This window comes from Micromonospora sp. NPDC005237 (genome assembly GCF_040607775.1).
In the GTDB taxonomy this organism is placed as follows: Bacteria; Actinomycetota; Actinomycetes; order Mycobacteriales; family Micromonosporaceae; genus Micromonospora.
The window spans coordinates 905,528-926,344 of sequence record NZ_JBEXHJ010000001.1 but is presented as its reverse complement, the minus strand read 5'-3'; the positions used below and the strand labels follow the sequence as shown (position 1 = coordinate 926,344).

The following is a 20,817-nucleotide window of genomic DNA, read 5'->3' as shown; positions in this document are numbered from 1 at the left end:
GAAGTTAATGCCATGACACGCCGAGCAGGCTGGCAATAACTTCATGATCGACGCGGCGCGCCCGCGATGTGGGCGCGGTGGGTCAGAGGAGGGGGTGGGTTGGGTTGGTCAGCGCGGAAAGGCTGATCTCGCCCGTTGCCACCAGGACGGCGGGGCCGGACAGCCAGCAGGAGTTCTCGGTGACCGTCACCGTCAGGCGGCCGCCGGGGACGTCGACGGCGACCACACCGGTGTCGCGGCCGGCGTCGCGCAGGGCCACCGCGCCCACCGCGCAGGCACCGGTGCCGCAGGACAGGGTCTCGGCGCTGCCACGCTCGTACACCCGCATCAGGGAGTGCCCGTCGGTGCCGTCGACCGGGTCGCCCGCCACGATGAACTCCACGTTGACGCCGGCCGGGAAGACCTCCGGGTCGAACCCGGGCGCGACGGTGAGATCCAGCGCGGCCAACTCCACGCCCGCCGGCAGGACACAGACCAGGTGCGGGTTGCCGATGTCCACAGCCGTGCCGGGCAGGGTCAGCCCGCCCAGGGTGGCGGTCGAGGAGTCGTACACCTGGGGGCGGCGCATCTCGACGGACACGGCGTCGCCCTCGACCAGCGCGCGCACGACGCCGGCCCGGGTGGCCACCGGCAACGCCGCGCCGGCCGGCGTGGCCAGCTCGTTGTCGAGCAGGTAGCGCACGAAGACCCGGGCGCCGTTGCCGCACATCTCGGCGAACGAACCGTCGGCGTTCCAGTAGTCCATGAACCACTCGGCCTCGCCGGCCAGCCCGGCGCCGTCCGGATGCTTGGCCGCCCGGACGACCCGCAGCACGCCGTCCGCGCCGATGCCCCGCCGCCGGTCGCAGAGCGCCGCGACCAGCTCCGGGGTCAGGTCGAGCTGACCGTCCGGGTCGGGCAGGAGGACGAAGTCGTTGCCGGTGCCGTGGCCCTTGGTGAACTCCACGCCCCCATCATCGCGCAGCGGCCGGCACCAGACGCAGCGCGGCCCCGATCAGGTCCGGCGTCGCCGAGTCCAGCCACTGGATCCGCGGGTCGCGCCGGAACCAGGACCGCTGCCGCCGGACGAAGCGCCGGGTGGCCCGGACGGTCTCGTCGTGCGCCTGCGTCTCGGTCAGCTCACCGTCGAGCAGGCGCAGCACCTGCTGGTAGCCGAGCGCCCGGCTGGCCGTTCGTCCCTCGGCCAGCCCTCGACCCACCAGCTCGCGGGTCTCGGGCACCAGACCGTCGGCCCACATCCGGTCCACCCGCAGCGCGATCCGCTCGTCCAGCAGCCCGGTGTCCAGGTCGACGCCGAGCTGCACCGACGGGTAGTACGGGGTCGGCTGCGGCAGTGACGCGGCGAACGGCGCGCCGGTCAGCTCGATCACCTCCAGGGCCCGCACGATCCGCCGGCCGTTGCCGGGCAGGATGCCCTCGGCGGCCACCGGGTCGGCGGCGCGCAGCCGCGCGTACAGCGGAGCCGGGCCGACCTCGGCCAACTCCCGTTCCAGCCGCTCGCGCAGCGCCGCGTCGGTGCCGGGGAACTCGAAGCGCTCCAGCACCGCCCGCACGTACAGCCCCGAGCCACCCACCAGCAGCGGCACCCGTCCCCGGGACAGGATGTCGTCCACGGCCGCGCGGGCCAGCCGCTGGTACTCCGCGACGCTGGCCGGCTCGGTGACCTCCCAGATGTCGAGCAGGTGGTGCGGCACCCCTTCCCGCTCGGCGGGGGTCAACTTGGCGGTGCCGATGTCCATGCCCCGGTAGAGCTGCATCGAGTCGGCGTTGACCACCTCCCCGTCCAGCGCGTGCGCGAGCGCGATGCTCAACGCCGACTTGCCGGCCGCCGTCGGGCCGACCACCGCCACGACCGTGCCGACCGGGACCGCTGCGCCGCCGGTCACGCCCGCTCCCAGGACGCCACGAAGTAGGCCACGCCGTAGGGGGCCGAGTCGTGCAGCAGCTCGCCGCGCCACCCGCCGCCGCTCGACCGGGCCGCCTCGGCGAGCACCTGCCACGACGCCCGGCCGGCGACCTTCAACTGCCCCGACAGACCCGCGTCCAGGTCGCGCAGGGCGTCCAGGTCCGCCTCGGCCAGGGCCGCGGCGACCCGCTTGTCGTACGGCAGGGCGCGCTGGTCGTCGTACCCGGGGGCCTTCTCCCCCCGGCAGGCCGACCCGTCGCCGAGCACCAGCAGTGCCACCCGCTCACCCGCCGCGGCGACCTGCTCGGCGAGCGCGGCCACCTCCACCGGCCCGGCGTCGGCGGTCACCTGCACGGCGGCCACGGCGGGACGCACGGCGTGCCGGGCCAGCAGCCACGCGCCAACCGTCAGGCTCAACGGCAGCACCGCGCCCCGGTCCGGCTGACCGGGGATCAGGGGCACGTCCAGGTCGACGCCCCAGGGCTGCAGGGAACCGGTGGCCGGGGGCCGGATCGGGCCGGTCGACGGGCCGACGCCGAGCAGCACCACCGCGTCCGGATCGGCGGCCAGCAGTCGGCGTACGGCGAGGTCACAGGCCGCCCGCAGGTCGTCCAGTTCGCTGGCGGCGGCACCGGCAACCTCGGGCACGAGCAGGGGCGGATGCGGGCAGACAGCGGCGGCGACCAGTGGCACCCGTTCACCGTAGCGGGAATGCCCGGTGCGTCTCCGCGCCGATCCGGTCAATCAGGCTCTAGGACACCGTATGGTCACGGTCGGCGATAGGCGCTCGACGGGGACCGGGTCGGACCTGTGACAATGCCGGAAGTAACTTGGCTGCGCCGTGGCGGCGACGGGGGACGGCTCCCTCGACGCCGGGAGAACGAGGATGGGCACATGAGCGACTGGACTGCCTTCGGACGGGTGGACGCGGACGGCACCGTTTACGTCAAGACCTCCGAGGGCGAGCGGGTGGTCGGATCCTGGCAGGCGGGAGCACCGGAGGAGGGTCTCGCGCACTTCGCACGCCGCTTCGCCGACCTGGTCACCGAGGTGGACCTGACCGAAGCGCGGCTCAACTCGGGCGCGGCGGACGCCGGGCACTCGTTGAGCACGATTCGGCGGATCCGCGCCACGCTGCCCGAGGCCCACGTGGTCGGCGACATCGACGCCCTGGCCGCTCGGCTGGACAAGCTGGCGACCCTTGCCGAGGAGAAGGCCGGGGAGGCCCGGGCCGCCCGGGACGCCGCACGCGTCGAAGCCCTGGCCCGCAAGACCGCGCTGGTCGAGGAGGCCGAGAAGCTCGCCGCCGAGTCCACCGGCTGGAAGACGGCCGGTGACCGGCTCAAGGAGATCCTCGACGAGTGGAAGACCATTCGCGGGGTCGACAAGAAGGCCGACGGTGAGCTGTGGAAGCGGTTCGCCGCCGCACGGGACGGGTTCACCCGGCGTCGGGGCGCCCACTTCGCCTCGCTGGACGCGACGCGCAAGCAGGCGCAGACCGTCAAGGAAGAGCTGGTCGCCGAGGCCGAGAAGATCAAGGATTCCACCGAGTGGGCGGCCACGGCCAACCAGCTCAAGGAGCTGATGACGCAGTGGAAGGCCGCCCCGCGTGCCTCCAAGGAGGCCGAGCAGAAGCTCTGGGAACGGTTCCGGGCCGCGCAGGACGCCTTCTTCAGCCGGCGCAGCGAGGTCTTCTCCGCACGGGACAACGAGCAGCGCGGCAACCTGGAGCGTAAGCAGGCGCTGCTGGCCGAGGCCGAGGCCCTGGACATCGACGCTGACCCGAAGGGCGCCCAGGCCAAGCTGCGGGAGATCCAGGCCCAGTGGCACGAGGCCGGCCGGGTGCCCCGCGAGGCGGCCGCCGGGCTGGAGCGCCGGTTGCGGGTCATCGACGACAAGGTCCGCGACGTGATGGACTCGGCGTGGCGCCGCACCACCAAGGAGGACAATCCGCTGCTCGCCCAGATGAGGGCCCAGGTGGCGGAGGCCGAGGAGCGGCTGGCCCGGGCGCAGAGCGCCGGGGACGCCCGCCGGATCTCCGAGGCCGAGCAGGCCCTCGCCTCCAAGCGGCAGTTCCTCCAGCTCGCCGAGCAGGCCGGCTGAGCTGACGCTGTCCGAGAGCCCCCGGTCCCCCGCGAGGGACCGGGGCTCTCGCGTGTCCGGGAACGCCGCACGGCACGGGCGGGGCCGCGGGGCCGTGCAGTTGACGCATTGAGGCGGGCTGATGAGAATGGGCGACGGAGCCAGGTAGGGCCACCGGGACGAGGGCGACGACGGCGGGGCTCCGCTGTCGAGGATCGGCCGGTGAGCTTCCGCGAGTGTCCCCGTCCGCGTGACATGGACCGTCGCGCACTGTCCGCGTACCCCCAAGGGGCCGTGACGTGCCGACGGCAGCTCGCCCGCGCGGCCCATGGCCGACGCCGGGCCTTTGAAGTGGAGCTCGAATGGTCCGTCCCAAAGCTCTCGGCGGTGCGCTGACCGCGCTCGCCACCGTCGCGGCCGGCGTGTTCATCGCCACCGCCGTCAGCACCGCCCCGGCCTCCGCCGCGGGCACCGGCACCGGCACCGGCTATCTGCACACGAACGGCAGCCAGATCGTGGACAGCACCGGCGCCACTGTCCGGTTGACCGGCATCAACTGGTTCGGCATGGAGACCGACAACAAGACTTTCCACGGGCTCTGGTCGAGCAATCCGTGGCGGGGGCAGCTCGACACGATGGCCCGGCTGGGCTACAACACGTTGCGGGTGCCGTACTCGAACGACGCGCTGAAGCCGGGCGCGACCGCCACCGGGATCAACGACTTCGTCAACCCGGACCTGATCGGGCTCTCGCCGTTGCAGATCCTGGACAAGGTGATCAACTACGCCGGCAGCAAGGGGATGCGGATCATCCTGGACCGGCACCGGCCGACGTCGGCCGGGCAATCGCCGCTCTGGTACACGTCGACGGTCTCCGAGGCGACCTGGATCAACGACTGGAAGATGCTCGCCCAGCGGTACGCGGGCAATCCCACCGTGATCGGCGCGGACCTGCACAACGAGCCGCACGCCGAGGGGACCAACCCGGCGGCCACCGGCGCGTGCTGGGGCTGCGGCGACACCGCGCGGGACTGGCGGCTCGCCGCCGAGCGGGCCGGCAACGCCATCCTCGGTGTCCAGCCCAACTGGTTGATCTTCGTGGAGGGGGTGAGCTGCCCCAGTGGTGGCCTCTCCAACGTGTGGGACAACGACCCGAGCAACGACGAGGACTGCGGCTGGTGGGGCGGCAACCTGTCGAAGGCCGGCCAGTTCCCGGTACGGCTGAACGTGGCCAACCGGCTGGTCTACTCGCCGCACGAGTACGCCACGTCGGTCTACCGGCAGACCTGGTTCGACGCCCCCGACTACCCGGCGAACATGCCGGCCATCTGGGACAAGTACTTCGGTTACCTCTACAAGCAGAACATCGCCCCGATCATGATGGGTGAGTTCGGCAGCACCCTCGCCGACCCGAAGGACCGGGTGTGGCTGGAGAAGTTGATGGCGTACACCGGCACCGGGGTGACCGGGATGTCCTTCACCTACTGGTCGTGGAACCCCAACTCGGGTGACACCGGGGGCATCGCGCTGGACGACTGGACGAACATCAACACCACCAAGCAGGCGATCCTCCAGCCGTACCTGATCGCGCCGTCCGGTGGCGGACCCACCGGCGGGCCGACCGGCGGGCCGACCAGTGGACCGACCGGCGGGCCGACGACCCCGCCCCCGGGCGCCTGCACGGCCACCTACCGGCAGGTAAACGCCTGGCAGGGCGGCTTCCAGGGTGAGCTGACCGTGAAGAACACCGGTACGGCCGCGGTCAACCCGTGGTCGGTGACCTGGAGTTGGCCGTCCGGCGTGACGCTGGGCAGTGGCTGGAACGCCACCGTCACCCAGTCGGGCACGACGGTCACCGCCGCCGCGCCCAGTCACGCGCCGTCCCTGGCGGCGGGGGCCTCGGTCACCGTGGGCTTCACCGCCAACGGCACGGCCAGCGCCCCGGCAACCGTGAAGCTCAACGGCGCCGGCTGCTGAGTCGCCGGGGTGGCCGGTGCCCACGTCGTGGGCACCGGCCACCCCGGGCATTTACATCCAGGTGCTTCTATGTTCTCATCGGGAAAGCGCTTGCCTCCGCAGTGGCCGGCGTGAGCGCGGGAGCCGCTTTCACCGAACTGCACCGGCGGGCCCGGGAGCCATGGGTCCCGGCCTACCTCGCCGCCCACGGGCATGGGCGTCGCGACGGTCCGTCCGCCTCATCGAGAGGAAGCAGCATGCGCACATCACAGCGTCGGATGACGCTGCTCGCCACCACCGCCGCCGCCACCGCGGCCCTGGTCACCGGCGGGCTCCTGACCGCCGTCTCGGCCCAGGCGGCCGCCGGCTGCCAGGTCGCCTACTCGGTCGCCAGCCAGTGGCCGGGCGGGTTCACCGGCAACGTCACGGTCACCAACCTCGGCGACCCGGTCTCCGGGTGGACGCTGCGCTGGTCGTACGGGGCCGGCCAGCAGGTCAGCCAGGCGTGGGGCGCCACCGTCACACAGAGCGGCGGGCAGGTCTCCGCCACCAACGTCGACTACAACGGCAACCTGGCCACCAACGGCAGCACCTCGTTCGGCTTCAACGCGAGCTGGAACAACTCCAGCAACCCGGCCCCGACCAGCTTCACCCTGAACAACGTCGCCTGCACCGGCGGCACCACCACCCCGACCACGCCGACCACACCGGGCACGCCGACCACCCCGCCGATCCCCAGCGATCCTCCACCGAGCGTCCCGCCGCAGACGGGCCTGGTCGGCTGGGCCACCCAGAACGGCGGCACCACCGGCGGTGGCGGCGCCCCGGCCACCACCGTCTCCAACGCCTCGGCGCTGACCAGCGCCCTGAACGCCACGGGCTCCGCCGTGATCCGCGTCTCCGGAACGATCTCCTGCTCGGGGATGCTGCGGGTCCGGTCGAACAAGACCATCCTCGGCAACTCCGGCGCGACGATCGTCGGCTGCGGACTCAACGTCAGCGGTGACCGCAACGTCATCATCCGGAACCTGACCTTCCGGGACTGGAACGACGACGCGATCAACGTGCAGGAGTCGGCCACCAACATCTGGATCGACCACAACACCTTCAGCAACGGGTACGACGGCGCTGTCGACATCAAGCGCGGATCGGACTTCGTCACGGTGTCGTGGAACCGGGTCTTCAACCACGACAAGACCATGCTGCTCGGCCACAGCGACGACAACGGCGCGCAGGACACCGGCCACCTGCGCGTGACGTACCACCACAACTGGTTCGACGGCAGCAAGCAGCGCAACCCGCGGGTGCGCTTCGGCAACCCGGTGCACGTCTACAACAACTACTACCGGGCCAACACCGGCTACGGCGTGGCCTCCACCGAGAACGCCGGCGTGCTCGTCGAGGGCAACTACTTCGAGAACGTCCCCGACACGTACCACCTCGGTGAGGCTGACTCCGGGCCGGGCCGCCTGGTGGCCCGCAACAACCACTTCGTCAACTCGCCGGCCGGGCAGACCGGCGGCAGCGTCGCCAGCATCCCGTACTCGTACCAACTGGACACGGCGAGCACCGTCAAGTCCATCGTGACGGCCGGCGCCGGCGCCGGCCGGATCACGGTCTGACCGTGGGCCGGTCGGGGTCCGCCGTGCTGGCGGGCCCCGGCCGGGGTCAGTGCGCGGCGCAGCCGGTGGTCGGGGCGGGCGTCGCGGCCGGGGCACCGACCGTGGGCAGGCCCAGCAACACCCCGGGGGTACGCGGGGAGCGCCCCGCCTCGGCGGCGTCGCCGGCCCGCGTGCGCCGGTGCGACAGCGGCGCTCCGTCGGCGTTGAGGTGATGCGGCGCGGCGTACGTGACTGTGGTGTGCACGATGTCGCCGGGCCGGATCGACCCGGCGAAACTGCCGGCGTCGAAGTGGACGAGCCGGCCGTCGCGGGCCCGGCCGGAGAGCCGCCCGGTCCGCTCGTCCTTGCGGCCCTCGCCGACCGCGACCAGCACCTCGACGGGCTCCCCCACCAGTCGCTTGTTCTCCGCCCAGGAGATCTCCTCGACGGCCGCGACCAGCCGCTCGTAGCGCTCCTGCACGACCTGCTTGGGCAACTGGCCGTCCATGGTCGCGGCGGGAGTGCCGGGGCGCTTGGAGTACTGGAAGGTGAAGGCCGAGGAGAACCGGGCCTCGCGCACCACGTCCAGCGTGCGCTGGAAGTCGGCCTCCGTCTCGCCGGGGAAGCCGACGATGATGTCGGTGGTGATCGCCGCGTCCGGCATCGCCGCACGGACCTTCTCGATGATCCCCAGGTAACGCTCGGAGCGGTACGAGCGGCGCATCGCCTTCAGCACGTCGTCGGAGCCGGACTGCAACGGCATGTGCAGCGAGTGGCAGACGTTCGGCGTCTCGGCCATCGCGGCGATCACGTCGTCGGTGAAGTCCTTCGGGTGTGGGCTCGTGAACCGGACCCGCTCCAACCCGTCGATCTCGCCGCAGGCGCGCAGCAGCTTGCCGAACGCGTACCGGTCACCGAACTCGACGCCGTAGGAGTTGACGTTCTGCCCGAGCAGGGTCACCTCCAGCACGCCCTCGTCGACCAGGGCGCGCACCTCGGAGAGGATGTCGCCGGGACGGCGGTCCTTCTCCTTGCCGCGCAGAGCGGGCACGATGCAGAACGTGCAGGTGTTGTTGCAGCCCACCGAGATCGAGACCCAGCCGGCGTACGTGGACTCGCGGCGGGTCGGCAGCGTGGACGGGAAGACGTCCAGCGACTCCAGGATCTCCACCTCGGCGGCGGCGTTGTGCCGGGCCCGTTCCAGCAGCACCGGCAGGGCACCGATGTTGTGCGTGCCGAAGACCACGTCCACCCAGGGCGCCCTGCGGACGATCTCGCCGCGGTCCTTCTGCGCCAGGCAACCACCGACGGCGATCTGCATCCCCGGGTGCTTGTCCTTCACGGGGCGCAGATGACCGAGGTTGCCGTAGAGACGGTTGTCCGCGTTCTCCCGCACCGCGCAGGTGTTGAAGACGACGATGTCCGGGGTGTCGTCGGCCTGGGGCGCGCGCACGTAGCCGGCCTGTTCGAGCAGGCCGGAGATGCGCTCGGAGTCGTGCACGTTCATCTGGCAGCCATAGGTGCGCACCTGGTAGGTGCGCGGGCTGCCCGTCGCTGCGGTAGTCATGACCAGGACAGCGTATCCGGGTCGGCCGGATCACCCCGAACCGAGGAGCACCCGACATGTGCCGAAGCATCAAGACGTTGCGGGAGCCGTTCACCCCGCAGGTGACCGACGCGGACATCGAGGCGGCGGCGTTGCAGTACGTCCGGAAGATCTCGGGCTTCCGGGCGCCCGCCGCGCACAACGCCGCCGCGTTCGAGGCCGCGGTGGCCGCCGTGACGGAGGCCACCCGCACCCTGCTCGACCAGCTGGTCGTGCGGGGTGGCGGGTCGGGCGCCGCCGACCGGCCGGCCACCGCCGCCACCGGGCGCGGCTGACCTCTTCGGCGCACCGGCCTCTTCGGCGCACCGGCCTCTTCGGCGCACCGGCACGGGCACCGGCCCCGGCTCGGCTCGGCTCGGCCCGGCCGGCTGGGCACCGGGTCAGGCCGCGGCGAGCACCGGCGCGACGGTGTCGGGAGCCCAGCGCGAGCGGTGACACTGCGACCAGCCCCGGCAGCCCGGGTCACCCAGCGTGCACAGCCGCTTTCGGCTGAGCACCTCGCCGTCGTCGGTGTCCCGGACGTCGAAGTGCACCGGGCGGACCGTCCCGTCCGGTGCGACGAGCAGGTGCCGGCCAGCGTCGAGCGTGTCGTCGCGCAGCAGGCAGTTGCGGCCCAGCAGCCGGGCCAGCGCGGCGATGCTGGCGTGCTCGGAGAGCCGGTCGGGCACCCCGTAGCAGTCGACCACCGTCGAGAACTCGCCCGGCGCCTGCCAGACGTCACACACCACCGCGTACGCCGGCAGCCGGGCCGGGTCCGCCACTGCCAGCGGCATCACCACCCGACCGAGCGCCTCGGCCAGCGCCGGGTAGACCTCCACGGGTCGTACCCGATCAATTCTCCAGTTCCACAGCTCGGTCATTCCGCCTCCTCGCTGCGTTCGTCCCACCGGCCTCCGGATCGGGCCTTACTGACGATGGTGGGGGGCATTTGACCCCAGCCGGGGGCAAGTTACCGGTCTGTGACCATTCCGGGCAAAATTTCCCTGAGCGGCATTGCTCGGAGTAGCGGGAAGGTGACAGTTTATCGGCTATCGTGCGCCATCCGCACCACCGGGACCGCGTGTCCCGACACTGCGTCCGGGCCTCGCCGCGCTGTCCGTCAGCGCAGGACGACCAGATGCTCCCCGCGGGGCAGCAGCTCGCCCACCACTGGCGCGCCCGGCAGCTCACCGGCGACCAGCAGACCGCCGGAGGTCTGCGCGTCGGCCAGCAGCAACCGCTCACCCTCGTCCGCCGCGCCGAAATCCGTCCAGGGGGTGACCCACTCCAGGTTGCGACGGCTGCCGCCGCTGACGTACCCGTCGCGCAGCGCCTCCCGCGCGCCGGCCAGGTACGGCACCCGGGCGGTGTCGATGGCCACCGTGAGCCGGCTGGCACGGGCCAGCTTCGAGGCGTGCCCGAGCAGGCCGAAGCCGGTCACGTCGGTGCCGCACCGGATACCGGCGGCTACCGCCGCCCGCGCAGCGTCCCGGTTGAGCGCGCTCATCGAGGCGACCGCCTCCGGGAAGCTCTCACCGGTCGCCTTGTGCCGGGTGTTGAGCACGCCCACCCCGAGCGGCTTGGTCAGCGACAGCGGCACCCCGGCCCGGCCGGCGTCCAGAGTGATCAGTTCCTCCGGGCGCACGGTGCCGGTGACCGCGAGGCCGTACTTCGGGCCGTCGTCGTCCACGCTGTGCCCACCGGCCAGGTGACAACCCGCCTCCCGGGCCACGTCCTGACCGCCGCGCAGCACCTCGCGCGCCAACTCGAGCGGCAGCACGTCGCGCGGCCAGCAGAGCAGGTTGAGCGCCACCAACGGGATGCCACCCATCGCATACACGTCGGACAACGCGTTGGCCGCGGCGATGCGCCCCCAGTCGTACGCGTCGTCGACGACCGGGGTGAAGAAGTCCGCGGTGCTGACCAGGCCCGTCCGCTCGTCCAGGCGGACCACCGCGGCGTCGTCGCCGTGGTCCAGGCCGACCAGCAGCTCGGCGGTGCCGGTGGCCGGGCCGAGACCGGCCACCATGACCTCCAGCTCGCCCGGCGGAATCTTGCAGGCGCAGCCACCGCCGCGCGCGTAACGGGTCAGCCGTACCGGTTCCGTCATCCCCCCATGATCTCGACAAGCCGGTCTCGACGCCACCGTTGCGGCCCGGTGGTGACCAAAATCGGACCCCCGACAACGATCGGGACCGGTGTTACCGCTCCGTGACCAACTGAGTTGCGTTCCGCCACATCACGCCGCCTACAGTTGCCCAACCGGGGGTCAACCGACCCCGATCCGGGAGACGACAGGGACGGTGGACGACGTGACGACGGGCGAACCGCTCATCGTGCTGGACGCGGTCAACAAGTGGTTCGGGCCGCTGCACGTGCTGGACGACGTCTCGCTGTCGGTGGGTCGGGGCGAGGTGGTCGTGGTGATCGGCCCGTCCGGCTCCGGCAAGTCGACGCTGTGCCGCGCCATCAACCGACTGGAACCGATCAACTCCGGCACCATCACCTTCGACGGCCAGCCGCTGCCGGCCGAGGGCAAGCCCCTCGCCAGGCTGCGCAGCGAGGTGGGCATGGTCTTCCAGTCCTTCAACCTCTTCGCCCACAAGACCATCCTGGAGAACGTCACCCTCGGCCCGATCAAGGTCCGCAAGGAGAAGCCGGCCGCCGCCCGCGAGCGCGGCCTGGCCCTGCTCGACCGGGTCGGCATCGCCAACCAGGCGGACAAGTTCCCGGCCCAGCTCTCCGGCGGTCAGCAGCAGCGGGCAGCGATCGCCCGCGCCCTGGCCATGCAGCCCAAGGCGATGCTCTTCGACGAGCCGACCAGCGCCCTGGACCCGGAGATGGTCGGTGAGGTGCTGGACGTGATGACCTCGCTGGCCAGCGACGGCATGACGATGGTCGTGGTCACCCACGAGATGGGCTTCGCCCGGCACGCCGCCAACCGGGTCATCTTCATGGCCGACGGCAAGCTCGTCGAGGACGCCTCCCCGGCGGAGTTCTTCGCCAACCCGCGCAGCGAGCGGGCCAAGGACTTCCTCTCCAAGATCCTCACGCACTAGGCGTCCGTAGTGGAGCGTGCCGTACAACGGCGGGCTCCGTCGAAGAAGGAGAAGAGTATGCGTATGAAGCGCGTGGCGGCGGTCGCCATGATGGCCTCCCTCGCCCTGTCCGCCGCGGCCTGCGGCAAGGAGGGTGAGCCGACGCCGAGCGCCGGTGGAAACGCCTCCGGTGGCGCCCAGTCCGACACCTGCAAGAGCTCCGGCGCGACCTTCACCCCGAAGACGGACGCGGCCGTCGCCGGCAGCCCGACCTTCGAGAAGATCAAGGCGGCGGGCAAGGTCTCCATCGGCGTCAAGTTCGACCAGCCGAACCTCGGCTACAAGGACGCCCAGGGCAAGCGGTGCGGCTTCGACATCGAGATTGCCCAGTACGTGGCCAGCACGCTCGGCATCGACCCGGCGAAGATCGAGTACAAGGAGATCGCGTCGGCCAACCGGGAGACCGCGATCAAGGGTGGTGAGGTCGACTACTACGTCGGCACCTACTCGATCACCGACAAGCGCAAGAACGACATCTCGTTCGCCGGCCCGTACTTCGTCGCTGGCCAGGACCTGCTGGTCCGCAAGGACGAGACGTCGATCACCGGCAAGGACACCCTCAAGGGCAAGAAGGTCTGCTCGGCCACCGGCTCGACCCCGATCCAGAGGGTCCGCGACGAGGGTCTGACCGAGGCGAGCAACATCGTCGAGTTCAAGACCTACTCGGAGTGCGTCTCGCAGCTGCTCGACAAGAAGGTCGACGCCGTCACCACCGACGACGCCATCCTCAAGGGCTACGCGGCGCAGAACCCGGACGAGCTGAAGGTGGTCGGCCAGCCGTTCAGCACCGAGAAGTACGGCATCGGCCTGCCGAAGGACGACAAGGCGCTGCGCGACTACGTCAACGACCAGATCGAGGCCGCCTTCACCAACGGCACCTGGCAGAAGATCTACGACGGCACGCTCGGCCTGTCCGGCTCGGCGGGCACCCCGCCGAAGGTCGAGCGGTACTGATCGTCCGGCTCGACACGAGTTGCGGCGCCGGGCGGGGCTCGTCCCCGTCCGGCGCCCGTCCGAGGGACTGAGAGCGAGGCATGGGCGAGTTCTTCCGCGTACTGACGGACAACGGGCAACTGTTCGTCGACGGGTTCACCAACACCGTCAAACTTTTCCTGATCGCCGCGGTCGGCAGCCTCGTCCTCGGCACGCTGCTCGGCGCGATGCGGGTGTCCCCCGTGCCGGCCCTGCGGGCGTTCGGTGCCACGTACGTCAACCTGGTGCGCAACACCCCTCTGACGCTGGTCTTCGCGTTCCTCGTGTTCGCGGTGCCGAAGCTCGACGTCAACATCGACTACTTTCCCAGCGCCGCCATCGCGCTGACCGTCTACACCTCGGCGTTCGTCTGCGAGGTGATCCGCTCCGGCGTCAACACGGTCGCCGCGGGGCAGGCCGAGGCGGCCCGCGCGCTGGGCATGACCTTCGGTCAGGTGCTCACGCTCATCGTGCTGCCGCAGGCGCTGCGGGCGATGGTCCCGCCGATGATGAGCGTGTTCATCGCGATGCTGAAGAACACCACCATCGCCGCCGGTTTCTCGGTGCTGGAAGCCGGAGCGATCCCGGCGTACATGGCCGAGCGGGGCGAGCCGCAGTTCGCCGTCCTGCTCTGGATCACCATCGGCTTCCTGATCCTGATCCTGCCGCTGGTGGCCTTGCAGCGGTTCCTCGAACGCAAGTGGCGGGTGGCCCGGTGAGCCCCGCAGCGGCGAACGGAAGGTGCGCGGTGAGCGCGAGGAGTGAGCTTGCGAGCCCCGCAGTCGCGAACGGAAGGTGGCTGAGTTGAGCCAGGCGTCGATCCTCTACGACCTGCCCGGGCCCCGCGCCAAGCGACGCAACGCGATCCTGGGCGTCGCCTCCACCGCCGGCATCATCGCCCTGCTCGCCTACGTCGGCTACAAGTTCGCCGACACCGGCCAGTTCGAGGCTCGCAAGTGGGAGCAGTTCCAGTACGCCTCGGTGCAACGCGAACTGCTTGGCGGCCTGTGGGCGACGCTGAAGGCGGCCGGCATCGCCGCTGTCCTGGCGCTGCTCTTCGGCGCGATCTTCGCCAGCGGCCGACTGAGCGACAAGTGGATCCTGCGTACCCCGTCGACCTTCGTGGTGGAGCTGTTCCGGGCGATCCCGCTGCTGATCCTGATCTTCTTCGGCTACTACGTCCCACTGCAGTACGGCTGGTCGATCGACAAGCTGTGGGCGCTGGTCATCGGGCTGGTGCTGTACAACGGTTCGGTGCTCGCGGAGATCTTCCGGGCCGGCATCAACGCCGTGCCGTACGGGCAGACCGAAGGCGCGTACGCGATCGGCATGCGCAAGAACCAGGTGCTGCGACTGATCCTGCTGCCGCAGGCGGTCCGGTCGATGCTCCCGGCGATCGTCAGCCAGCTCGTCGTGCTGCTCAAGGACACCGCACTGGGCTTCATCATCACGTACCCCGAACTGCTGTTCGTGGGTAAGCAGATCGGCGGCCGGTTGCCGTTCGGGCTGCCGTACGTGCCGACGTATCTCATCGTGGCGGCGATCTACATCACCATCTGCGGTGCCCTGTCGATCCTGGCCTGGTGGTTGCAGAAGCGGATGGGCCGCACCCCGCGTACCGCCGCCAAGGTGCTGCCCGCCCAGAACGTCGGCGAGGACTCCGCCCGGATGATCTGACGGGACAGCGGAACGAGTGACGGGCGGGTGGCCACAGCCACCCGCCCGTCGTCTGTTCCGGGATCAGCGGGCGATCTCGGTGACCCGGGACTCGCGGACCACGGTGACCCGGATCTGACCGGGGTAGGTCAGCTCCTCCTCGATCTGCTTGGCCACGTCGCGGGCCAGCACGGCCGCCCCGATGTCGTCCACGTCGTCGGGCTTGACCATCACCCGGATCTCCCGGCCGGCCTGCATGGCGAAGACCTTGTCCACGCCGAGCTTCCCGGCCGCGATCTCCTCGATCCGCTCCAGGCGCTTGACGTACGCCTCCAGGCTCTCCCGACGCGCGCCCGGCCGACCGCCGGAACAGGCGTCGGAGGCCTGGGTGAGCACGGCCTCGATGGTCTGCGGCGGCACCTCGTTGTGGTGCGCCTCGATGGCGTGCACCACGTCCTCGTGCTCGCCGTACTTGCGGGCCAGGTCGGCGCCGATGATGGCGTGGCTGCCCTCGACCTCGTGGGTGAGCGCCTTGCCGATGTCGTGCAGGAACGCCGACCGTTTGATGGTGGACACGTCCAGCCGCAGCTCGGCGGCCATGATGCCGGCGATGTGCGCGGTCTCGACCAGGTGCTTGAGCACGTTCTGCCCGTACGAGGTGCGGTAGCGCAGCCGGCCCAGCAGGGTCACCAGCTCCGGGTGGATCTCGGTGATGCCGACCTCGACCAGGGCGTCCTCGGCGGCGCGGAGGCAGAGCTGCTCCACCTCCTGCCGGGCCAGGTCGTAGACCTCCTCGATCCGGTGTGGGTGGATCCGCCCGTCCAGCACCAGCTTCTCCAGCGTGAGCCGGCCGACCTCCCGGCGGACCGGGTCGAAGCAGGAGAGCAGCACCGCCTCCGGGGTGTCATCGATGATCAGGTTGACCCCGGTCACCGACTCGAAGGCGCGGATGTTGCGCCCCTCCCGGCCGATGATGCGGCCCTTCATCTCGTCGCCCGGCAGATGCAGGACGCTGACCACGCTCTCGGCGGTCTGCTCGCTGGCCACCCGCTGGATCGCGTCCACCACGATGTGTCGGGCCCGCTGCTCGGCGGTGTTGCGCGCGTCGGACTCGATGTCGCGCACCAGCAGCGCCGCCTCGCGCTTGGCAGACGTCTCGATCGCGTCGATCAGCTCCAGCCGGGCCGACTCGGCGGTGAGACCGGCCACCCGCTCCAGTTCCCGGCGGCGCAGCTCCTCGGCCTCGGCCAGCTCGGTCTCGCGCTGGGCGAGCGCGGACTCCCGGGCCGCGAGGGCGGCGCTCGCCGCGGTGAGCTGCCGCTCCCGCTCGGCGAACCGTTCCACCTCCTCGGTGTGCAGCCGCTCCCGCTCGTCCATCCGGGCCGCCCGGCGCTCCACCTCCGCGGCCTGCTCCCGGGTCGTGGCGGCGAGCACCGCGACCTCCCGCTCGCCGCTGCGGCGGGCTGCCGTGCGCAGCTGGTCGGCGTCCGCCTCGGCCTGCTTGTGCGCCCGTTCCAGCACGGTGTCCGCCTCGGCGCGGGCGTCGTCGAGCACCCGCCGGGCCTCGGCCCGGGCCGCCTTCGCCTCGGCCTTCGCCGCCGCCGCCTCGGCCCGAGCCGCGGAGGCCGCGGACTTGGCCACGTCGATCGTGCTGTTCGCCTGGTCGGCGGCGTTGCGCAGGGCGGCCAGGGACTGCTCCTGACGGTCCTTCTCCGCGATGAAGGCGGGATCCTCCGGGGCCGGCGCCGTGCCCATCCGACGCAGCGTCCGGATGCCGACCAGCACCGCCCCGACCACGACCACCGCGAGGATCAGGACGGCCGCGAGAAGCACGACGTCGAGGGCGTTCATGCCGGGACCCCGCTGGGTCTACCGGTGAACCTGTGCCGCCGCCCCGCCATGGCCGCCTCCCCTGAACGTCGAGACCGCAGCGACCGTGCCCGAGGCACACTCCTGCGGCTGTGGACGCCCGACCGGAGCGGCTGGCCGTGGATAGCTCTCTCCGCCGGCGGTGCCCTCGGGCATCGTCGGCGACCGGGTGCAGTTGTCGCGGAGTGCCGGACCGGCCAGTCCGGAACTGCCGCCAAAGGCCGCGGAGTCGGCCAAAGTGATGCTGTTCTGTTACGAGATCTATGTTGTGCGCTTAGCCTGCGCTGGTCGGGCAATGTGAGCCTGTATGGCGAGGCTAGGTCGCCAAGGGCGGTCTGGTCAAGGACTCATGATCAAACCCCCCGAACGGAGCGAAGTTGTAGCGTCACCCAAAGCTGATGTCGTGTCGGACACGGAAGGACAAAGGCGGCGAGCCGACGCCCTCGATTCGGATGTCGTGCCTGTTCAGCAGTGGCGGCACCCTGCGCGACGCCGACTTAGTGATACCGGTGACCCTGCAGAGTCGCGAATCTCGCCCGACCGACCCGGTCCCGACGCGAAGCGCCTCAAGATCGTGCTCGATCCTGGATGTAGTGCCCTCACCGGCGCGGTGATGCCCCCACATCCTGGATCGAGCACGATCATCGGCCTCGGTGCGTGCACGATCCCGGCTTCTCAACGGGTCCCTGATGGCACCGACGTGAGCACAGACCGTACCGCCGGTGGATTGTCGATCATCTGGACCTCCCATACCGTCCACGCATGATGCGAAAGTTGCTCCTTTTCGTGGGCGTGCTGGCGCTGTCGTTCGGTGCCGTGGTGGCCTTCGTGAACTGGCGCTCGACCATCGGCCAGGCAAGCCGATCCGAAGACACGACACCACTCAAGCCGGGTGAACGGACCACCACCGCGGACGGGCGGATGAGCTTCACCGCACCGGCGGGCTGGACGGCGCGCCCATGTCCCCCGCTGGAAGACCCGGGCTGTCTCCAGGTCTCACCGAAGGCCGGGGGCGAGGGCGACATAGTGCTGGTGATGGCATTTGCGAGGAACCCGGTGGAGGGCACACCGATGGATCTGATGCTTGTCGACGACCCGGCCGTCGTGCCACCGGATCCGGCAGTCCAGCGGCTCACGCTCGATGGCGCGAAGGCCGTCCGGCTCGACAGCTTCAAGCTCCCCCAGCGGCCAGTGCCGAGCATGACGGAGCTGCCGGGCGTCGATGACGTGATGGTCTACGGCGTCGTCCCCGACAGCACCGACGAATTCATGATCACGTGTCGGCACGGCGTGCTGCCGGCGGCGCAGATGCGGGCGGGCTGCGACATGATCGTGGAGAGTCTGCGCTTTCCCCACTGACCCGACCGCCTCAAGATCGTGCTCGATCCTGGAAGTAGTGGCCTCACCGGCACGACGATGCCCCTACATCCTGGATCGAGCACGATCATCCGAAGCGGCTCAGCCGACGCCAGGGCGGTCAGCCGGCACCAAGGGCTCGGCCGACTTCGGCGGGTCGGCGGCTCAGCCGGCGCCGGCCGCCAGCGCGGCGGTGACCAACGCGGCGTTGCCCGGTGCCGGTACGCCGTCGGGCAACAGGAGCGTGTCCTCCAGCCCGATCCGGGTGTGCAGCCCACGGCTGACCGCCTCGGCGAGCACCGCCCAGGTGGCCGGACCCTCGGCGTGCAGCAACACGGGCGGAGCCACCGCGTCCTCCGGCGGCGACCCGCCCGGCATCCCCGTCGACCGCGGTGGCACGCCGGCGTCGACTGTCCAGAGCCCCACCTCGACGAGCACGCCACGCTCATGTAGCGCGGCGGCGACCGCCTCGGCGCCGGGCTCGTGCGCGTTGACCGAGGCGAAGTCGGGCAGCACCGGCCAGGATCGGACGGCGGCCACCCGGGCGGCCGGATCCGGTTCGATCCAGGCTCCGGTGCTCACCCCCACCGGCAGCCCCGGCCGGGCCGCACGGATCGCGGTCAGCGCGTCGGCGATCACCGCCGGGCGCAGTGACTCGACGCCGGCCGCGTCCCTGGGATGGATGTGCACGGCCGCGACGCCCAGCGCGGCACAGCGGGCCGCGTCGGCCGCCAACTCCGTCGGGGTCACCGGCACGGCCGGGTGGGCGGCACGACCGCGCTGGCCGTTCAGACACGCTTTCAACATCGGGTCACCCCCGCCGCACCCATCGCGCCACTCAGTCGAGCGGGCGGTTGTCGCGCTCCAGATCGCCCTCGGCGTCGGCGAGCGCGTCGGCGTCGATCTGCTCGGCGAACTCGGCCGCCTCGGCGCTCTGCGCGGCGAGCGCGTCCTTCACCGCGCGGATGGCCACGCCGGGCGGATAGCCCTTGCGGGCCAGCATCCCGACCAGCCGGCGGAAGACGGCGTCGGGCTCACCCCGGGCGGTACGCAGTTTGCGCTCCACCAGAGCGCGGGCGGTTGCCGCCTCGGTCTCCTCGTCCAGCTCGCCCAGCGCCTCGGTGGCCACCTCACCGTCGACGCCCTTGCGGCGCAGCTCGTTGGCGAGCGCCCGGCGGGCCAGGCCACGACCGGTGTGCCGGCTGGACACCCAGGCCCGGGCGAACGCCGCGTCGTCGATGATGCCGACCTCGTCGTAGCGGTCGAGCACCTCGGCCGAGACCTGCTCGGAGATGCCCCGCTTGGCCAACGCGTCGGCCAGCTCGGCCCGGGTGCGGGGCCGGACGGCGAGCTGGCGCAGGCAGATCTCGCGAGCCACCTCCGACTCGTCTCGAGGCGGCGCCGAAGGCTCGACGGTGTCGCCTTCCTCGGGGCGCCCACGGCGACCCCGGCGAGGGCGGGGAGGATCGCTGGCGTCGCCCGTACGGGGTGGGCTGGCATCCCAGCCCCGCCCCGTACGGGCGCGTCGTCCTGCCACTGGTCAGCGACCGGTCAGAAGTCGACCGGCGGCAGCTCCGGGCCACCGGCGGCGTCGCTCGCGCCAACCCCGACGCCGAGCTTCTCCAGGATCTTCTTCTCGATCTCGGCGGCCACGTCCGGGTTTTCCTTCAGGAACTCCCGGGCCTTCTCCTTGCCCTGGCCGAGCTGGTCGCCGTCGTACGTGTACCACGCGCCGGACTTGCGGATGATCGCCTGCTCCACGCCGACGTCGATCAGCGAGCCCTCACGCGAGATGCCCTTGCCGTACATGATGTCGAACTCGGCCTGCTTGAACGGCGCGGCCACCTTGTTCTTCACGACCTTGACCCGGGTGCGGTTACCGACCACGTCGGTGCCGTCCTTGAGGCTCTCGATGCGTCGCACGTCGAGCCGGACCGAGGCGTAGAACTTCAGCGCCCGACCACCGGTGGTGGTCTCCGGGCTGCCGAACATCACGCCGATCTTTTCGCGCAGCTGGTTGATGAAGATCGCCGTGGTGCCGGTGTTGCTGAGCACACCGGTGATCTTCCGTAGTGCCTGGCTCATCAGCCGGGCCTGGAGGCCCACGTGGCTGTCGCCCATCTCGCCCTCGATCTCGGCGCGCGGCACCAGGGCCGCCACCGAGTCGATCACGATGATGTCCAGAGCGCCGGAGCGGATCAGCATGTCCGCGATTTCCAGCGCCTGCTCGCCCGTGTCCGGCTGGGAGACCAGCATCGCGTCGGTGTCGACGCCGAGGGCCTTCGCGTACTCCGGGTCGAGCGCGTGCTCGGCGTCGATGAAGGCGGCGATGCCGCCGTTGCGCTGGGCGTTGGCCACCGCGTGCAGTGCCACCGTGGTCTTACCGCTGGACTCGGGACCGTAGATCTCGACCACCCGGCCACGGGGCAGGCCGCCAATGCCGAGGGCCACGTCGAGCGCGATGGAGCCGGTCGGAATGATCGCGGTCTGGACGACCGGCCGGTCACCCAGCCGCATCACCGAGCCCTTGCCGAATTGCTTGTCAATCTGAGCGAGAGCAAGGTCGAGTGCCTTCTCCCGGTCAGGCCCTGCTGCCATGGTTGCCACCCCTGCCTTCGCCGGCGTCTTTGCTGAGCTTCGCGTCACGCGGACACGCTAGGCGCTGGGTCCGACAGAAAACCAGCCGACGGGCCGCGAGCTGTGGACGAGCACCCCGCTGTGGACAATAGCCGAACAG

At 71.0% G+C, this 20,817-nt stretch carries 19 protein-coding genes; 9 read left to right on the top strand and 10 right to left on the bottom strand.

Annotated features, from left to right (window positions below; genetic code table 11):
- Positions 1–82: 82 nt before the first annotated feature.
- The 3 genes from dapF to ABZT87_RS04390 are packed head-to-tail and all read right to left on the bottom strand — an operon-like array spanning position 83 to position 2,599.
- Complete coding sequence (dapF, locus tag ABZT87_RS04400; RefSeq protein ID WP_354863191.1) at positions 83–946, bottom strand: diaminopimelate epimerase; 864 nt, start codon at positions 944–946, stop codon at positions 83–85.
- 7 nt (positions 947–953) lie between these two features.
- Positions 954–1,886, bottom strand: coding sequence for a tRNA (adenosine(37)-N6)-dimethylallyltransferase MiaA (gene miaA / locus ABZT87_RS04395; protein WP_355133549.1), 933 nt, complete (start codon positions 1,884–1,886; stop codon positions 954–956).
- Positions 1,883–2,599: a hypothetical protein gene (locus tag ABZT87_RS04390; protein WP_355133547.1), complete on the bottom strand. Its 717-nt coding sequence runs from the start codon at positions 2,597–2,599 to the stop codon at positions 1,883–1,885. Before ABZT87_RS04390 ends, miaA begins: the two co-directional genes overlap by 4 nt.
- 201 nt (positions 2,600–2,800) lie before the next feature.
- On the opposite strand from ABZT87_RS04390, the gene ABZT87_RS04385 reads away from it, so the two are divergent.
- From ABZT87_RS04385 to ABZT87_RS04375, 3 genes are all read left to right on the top strand, one after another.
- Positions 2,801–4,009 (top strand): DUF349 domain-containing protein, encoded by a 1,209-nt coding sequence (locus tag ABZT87_RS04385; RefSeq protein ID WP_355133545.1) that lies wholly within the window; start codon positions 2,801–2,803, stop codon positions 4,007–4,009.
- 341 nt (positions 4,010–4,350) lie between these two features.
- Positions 4,351–5,964: a cellulase family glycosylhydrolase gene (locus tag ABZT87_RS04380; RefSeq protein WP_355133543.1), complete on the top strand. Its 1,614-nt coding sequence runs from the start codon at positions 4,351–4,353 to the stop codon at positions 5,962–5,964.
- A gap of 236 nt (positions 5,965–6,200) precedes the next feature.
- Positions 6,201–7,565 (top strand): cellulose binding domain-containing protein, encoded by a 1,365-nt coding sequence (locus ABZT87_RS04375; RefSeq protein WP_355133542.1) that lies wholly within the window; start codon positions 6,201–6,203, stop codon positions 7,563–7,565.
- Between the two features lie 46 nt (positions 7,566–7,611).
- Here the strand turns inward: ABZT87_RS04375 and miaB are convergent, their stop codons facing one another.
- The gene (gene miaB / locus ABZT87_RS04370; protein ID WP_355133540.1) at positions 7,612–9,111 is read right to left on the bottom strand and encodes a tRNA (N6-isopentenyl adenosine(37)-C2)-methylthiotransferase MiaB; all 1,500 of its coding nucleotides are present in this window, start codon (positions 9,109–9,111) and stop codon (positions 7,612–7,614) included.
- A 56-nt stretch (positions 9,112–9,167) separates the two neighbouring features.
- Between miaB and ABZT87_RS04365 the strand changes: the two genes are divergently transcribed.
- Positions 9,168–9,425, top strand: a complete 258-nt coding sequence (locus tag ABZT87_RS04365; protein WP_355133538.1) for a DUF2277 family protein — start codon at positions 9,168–9,170, stop codon at positions 9,423–9,425.
- Between the two features lie 105 nt (positions 9,426–9,530).
- Here the strand turns inward: ABZT87_RS04365 and ABZT87_RS04360 are convergent, their stop codons facing one another.
- Together ABZT87_RS04360 and selD are read right to left on the bottom strand one after the other, a co-directional pair.
- Positions 9,531–10,010 (bottom strand): hypothetical protein, encoded by a 480-nt coding sequence (locus ABZT87_RS04360; RefSeq protein ID WP_354862858.1) that lies wholly within the window; start codon positions 10,008–10,010, stop codon positions 9,531–9,533.
- 239 nt (positions 10,011–10,249) lie between these two features.
- The gene (gene selD / locus ABZT87_RS04355) at positions 10,250–11,239 is read right to left on the bottom strand and encodes a selenide, water dikinase SelD (RefSeq protein WP_355064034.1); all 990 of its coding nucleotides are present in this window, start codon (positions 11,237–11,239) and stop codon (positions 10,250–10,252) included.
- A 193-nt stretch (positions 11,240–11,432) separates the two neighbouring features.
- Between selD and ABZT87_RS04350 the strand changes: the two genes are divergently transcribed.
- From ABZT87_RS04350 to ABZT87_RS04335, 4 genes are all read left to right on the top strand, one after another.
- Positions 11,433–12,188, top strand: a complete 756-nt coding sequence (locus ABZT87_RS04350; protein WP_355133536.1) for an amino acid ABC transporter ATP-binding protein — start codon at positions 11,433–11,435, stop codon at positions 12,186–12,188.
- Positions 12,189–12,245: 57 nt separating this feature from the next.
- Positions 12,246–13,181 (top strand): glutamate ABC transporter substrate-binding protein, encoded by a 936-nt coding sequence (locus ABZT87_RS04345; protein WP_355133535.1) that lies wholly within the window; start codon positions 12,246–12,248, stop codon positions 13,179–13,181.
- An 80-nt stretch (positions 13,182–13,261) separates the two neighbouring features.
- Positions 13,262–13,918, top strand: a complete 657-nt coding sequence (locus ABZT87_RS04340) for an amino acid ABC transporter permease (RefSeq protein WP_234590776.1) — start codon at positions 13,262–13,264, stop codon at positions 13,916–13,918.
- An 85-nt stretch (positions 13,919–14,003) separates the two neighbouring features.
- Positions 14,004–14,876, top strand: coding sequence for an amino acid ABC transporter permease (locus tag ABZT87_RS04335; RefSeq protein ID WP_355133533.1), 873 nt, complete (start codon positions 14,004–14,006; stop codon positions 14,874–14,876).
- 63 nt (positions 14,877–14,939) lie between these two features.
- On the opposite strand, the gene rny is transcribed toward ABZT87_RS04335, so the two are convergent.
- Positions 14,940–16,706: a ribonuclease Y gene (rny, locus tag ABZT87_RS04330; protein WP_355133531.1), complete on the bottom strand. Its 1,767-nt coding sequence runs from the start codon at positions 16,704–16,706 to the stop codon at positions 14,940–14,942.
- Positions 16,707–17,486: 780 nt separating this feature from the next.
- On the opposite strand from rny, the gene ABZT87_RS04325 reads away from it, so the two are divergent.
- Positions 17,487–18,083, top strand: coding sequence for a hypothetical protein (locus tag ABZT87_RS04325; protein WP_355133529.1), 597 nt, complete (start codon positions 17,487–17,489; stop codon positions 18,081–18,083).
- A 162-nt stretch (positions 18,084–18,245) separates the two neighbouring features.
- On the opposite strand, the gene ABZT87_RS04320 is transcribed toward ABZT87_RS04325, so the two are convergent.
- The 3 genes from ABZT87_RS04320 to recA are packed head-to-tail and all read right to left on the bottom strand — an operon-like array spanning position 18,246 to position 20,678.
- Complete coding sequence (locus ABZT87_RS04320; RefSeq protein ID WP_355133527.1) at positions 18,246–18,887, bottom strand: 3-keto-5-aminohexanoate cleavage protein; 642 nt, start codon at positions 18,885–18,887, stop codon at positions 18,246–18,248.
- Between the two features lie 31 nt (positions 18,888–18,918).
- The gene (locus tag ABZT87_RS04315; RefSeq protein ID WP_355133525.1) at positions 18,919–19,617 is read right to left on the bottom strand and encodes a regulatory protein RecX; all 699 of its coding nucleotides are present in this window, start codon (positions 19,615–19,617) and stop codon (positions 18,919–18,921) included.
- Positions 19,618–19,631: 14 nt separating this feature from the next.
- Positions 19,632–20,678, bottom strand: a complete 1,047-nt coding sequence (gene recA / locus ABZT87_RS04310) for a recombinase RecA (RefSeq protein WP_354859959.1) — start codon at positions 20,676–20,678, stop codon at positions 19,632–19,634.
- Positions 20,679–20,817 lie beyond the last annotated feature (139 nt).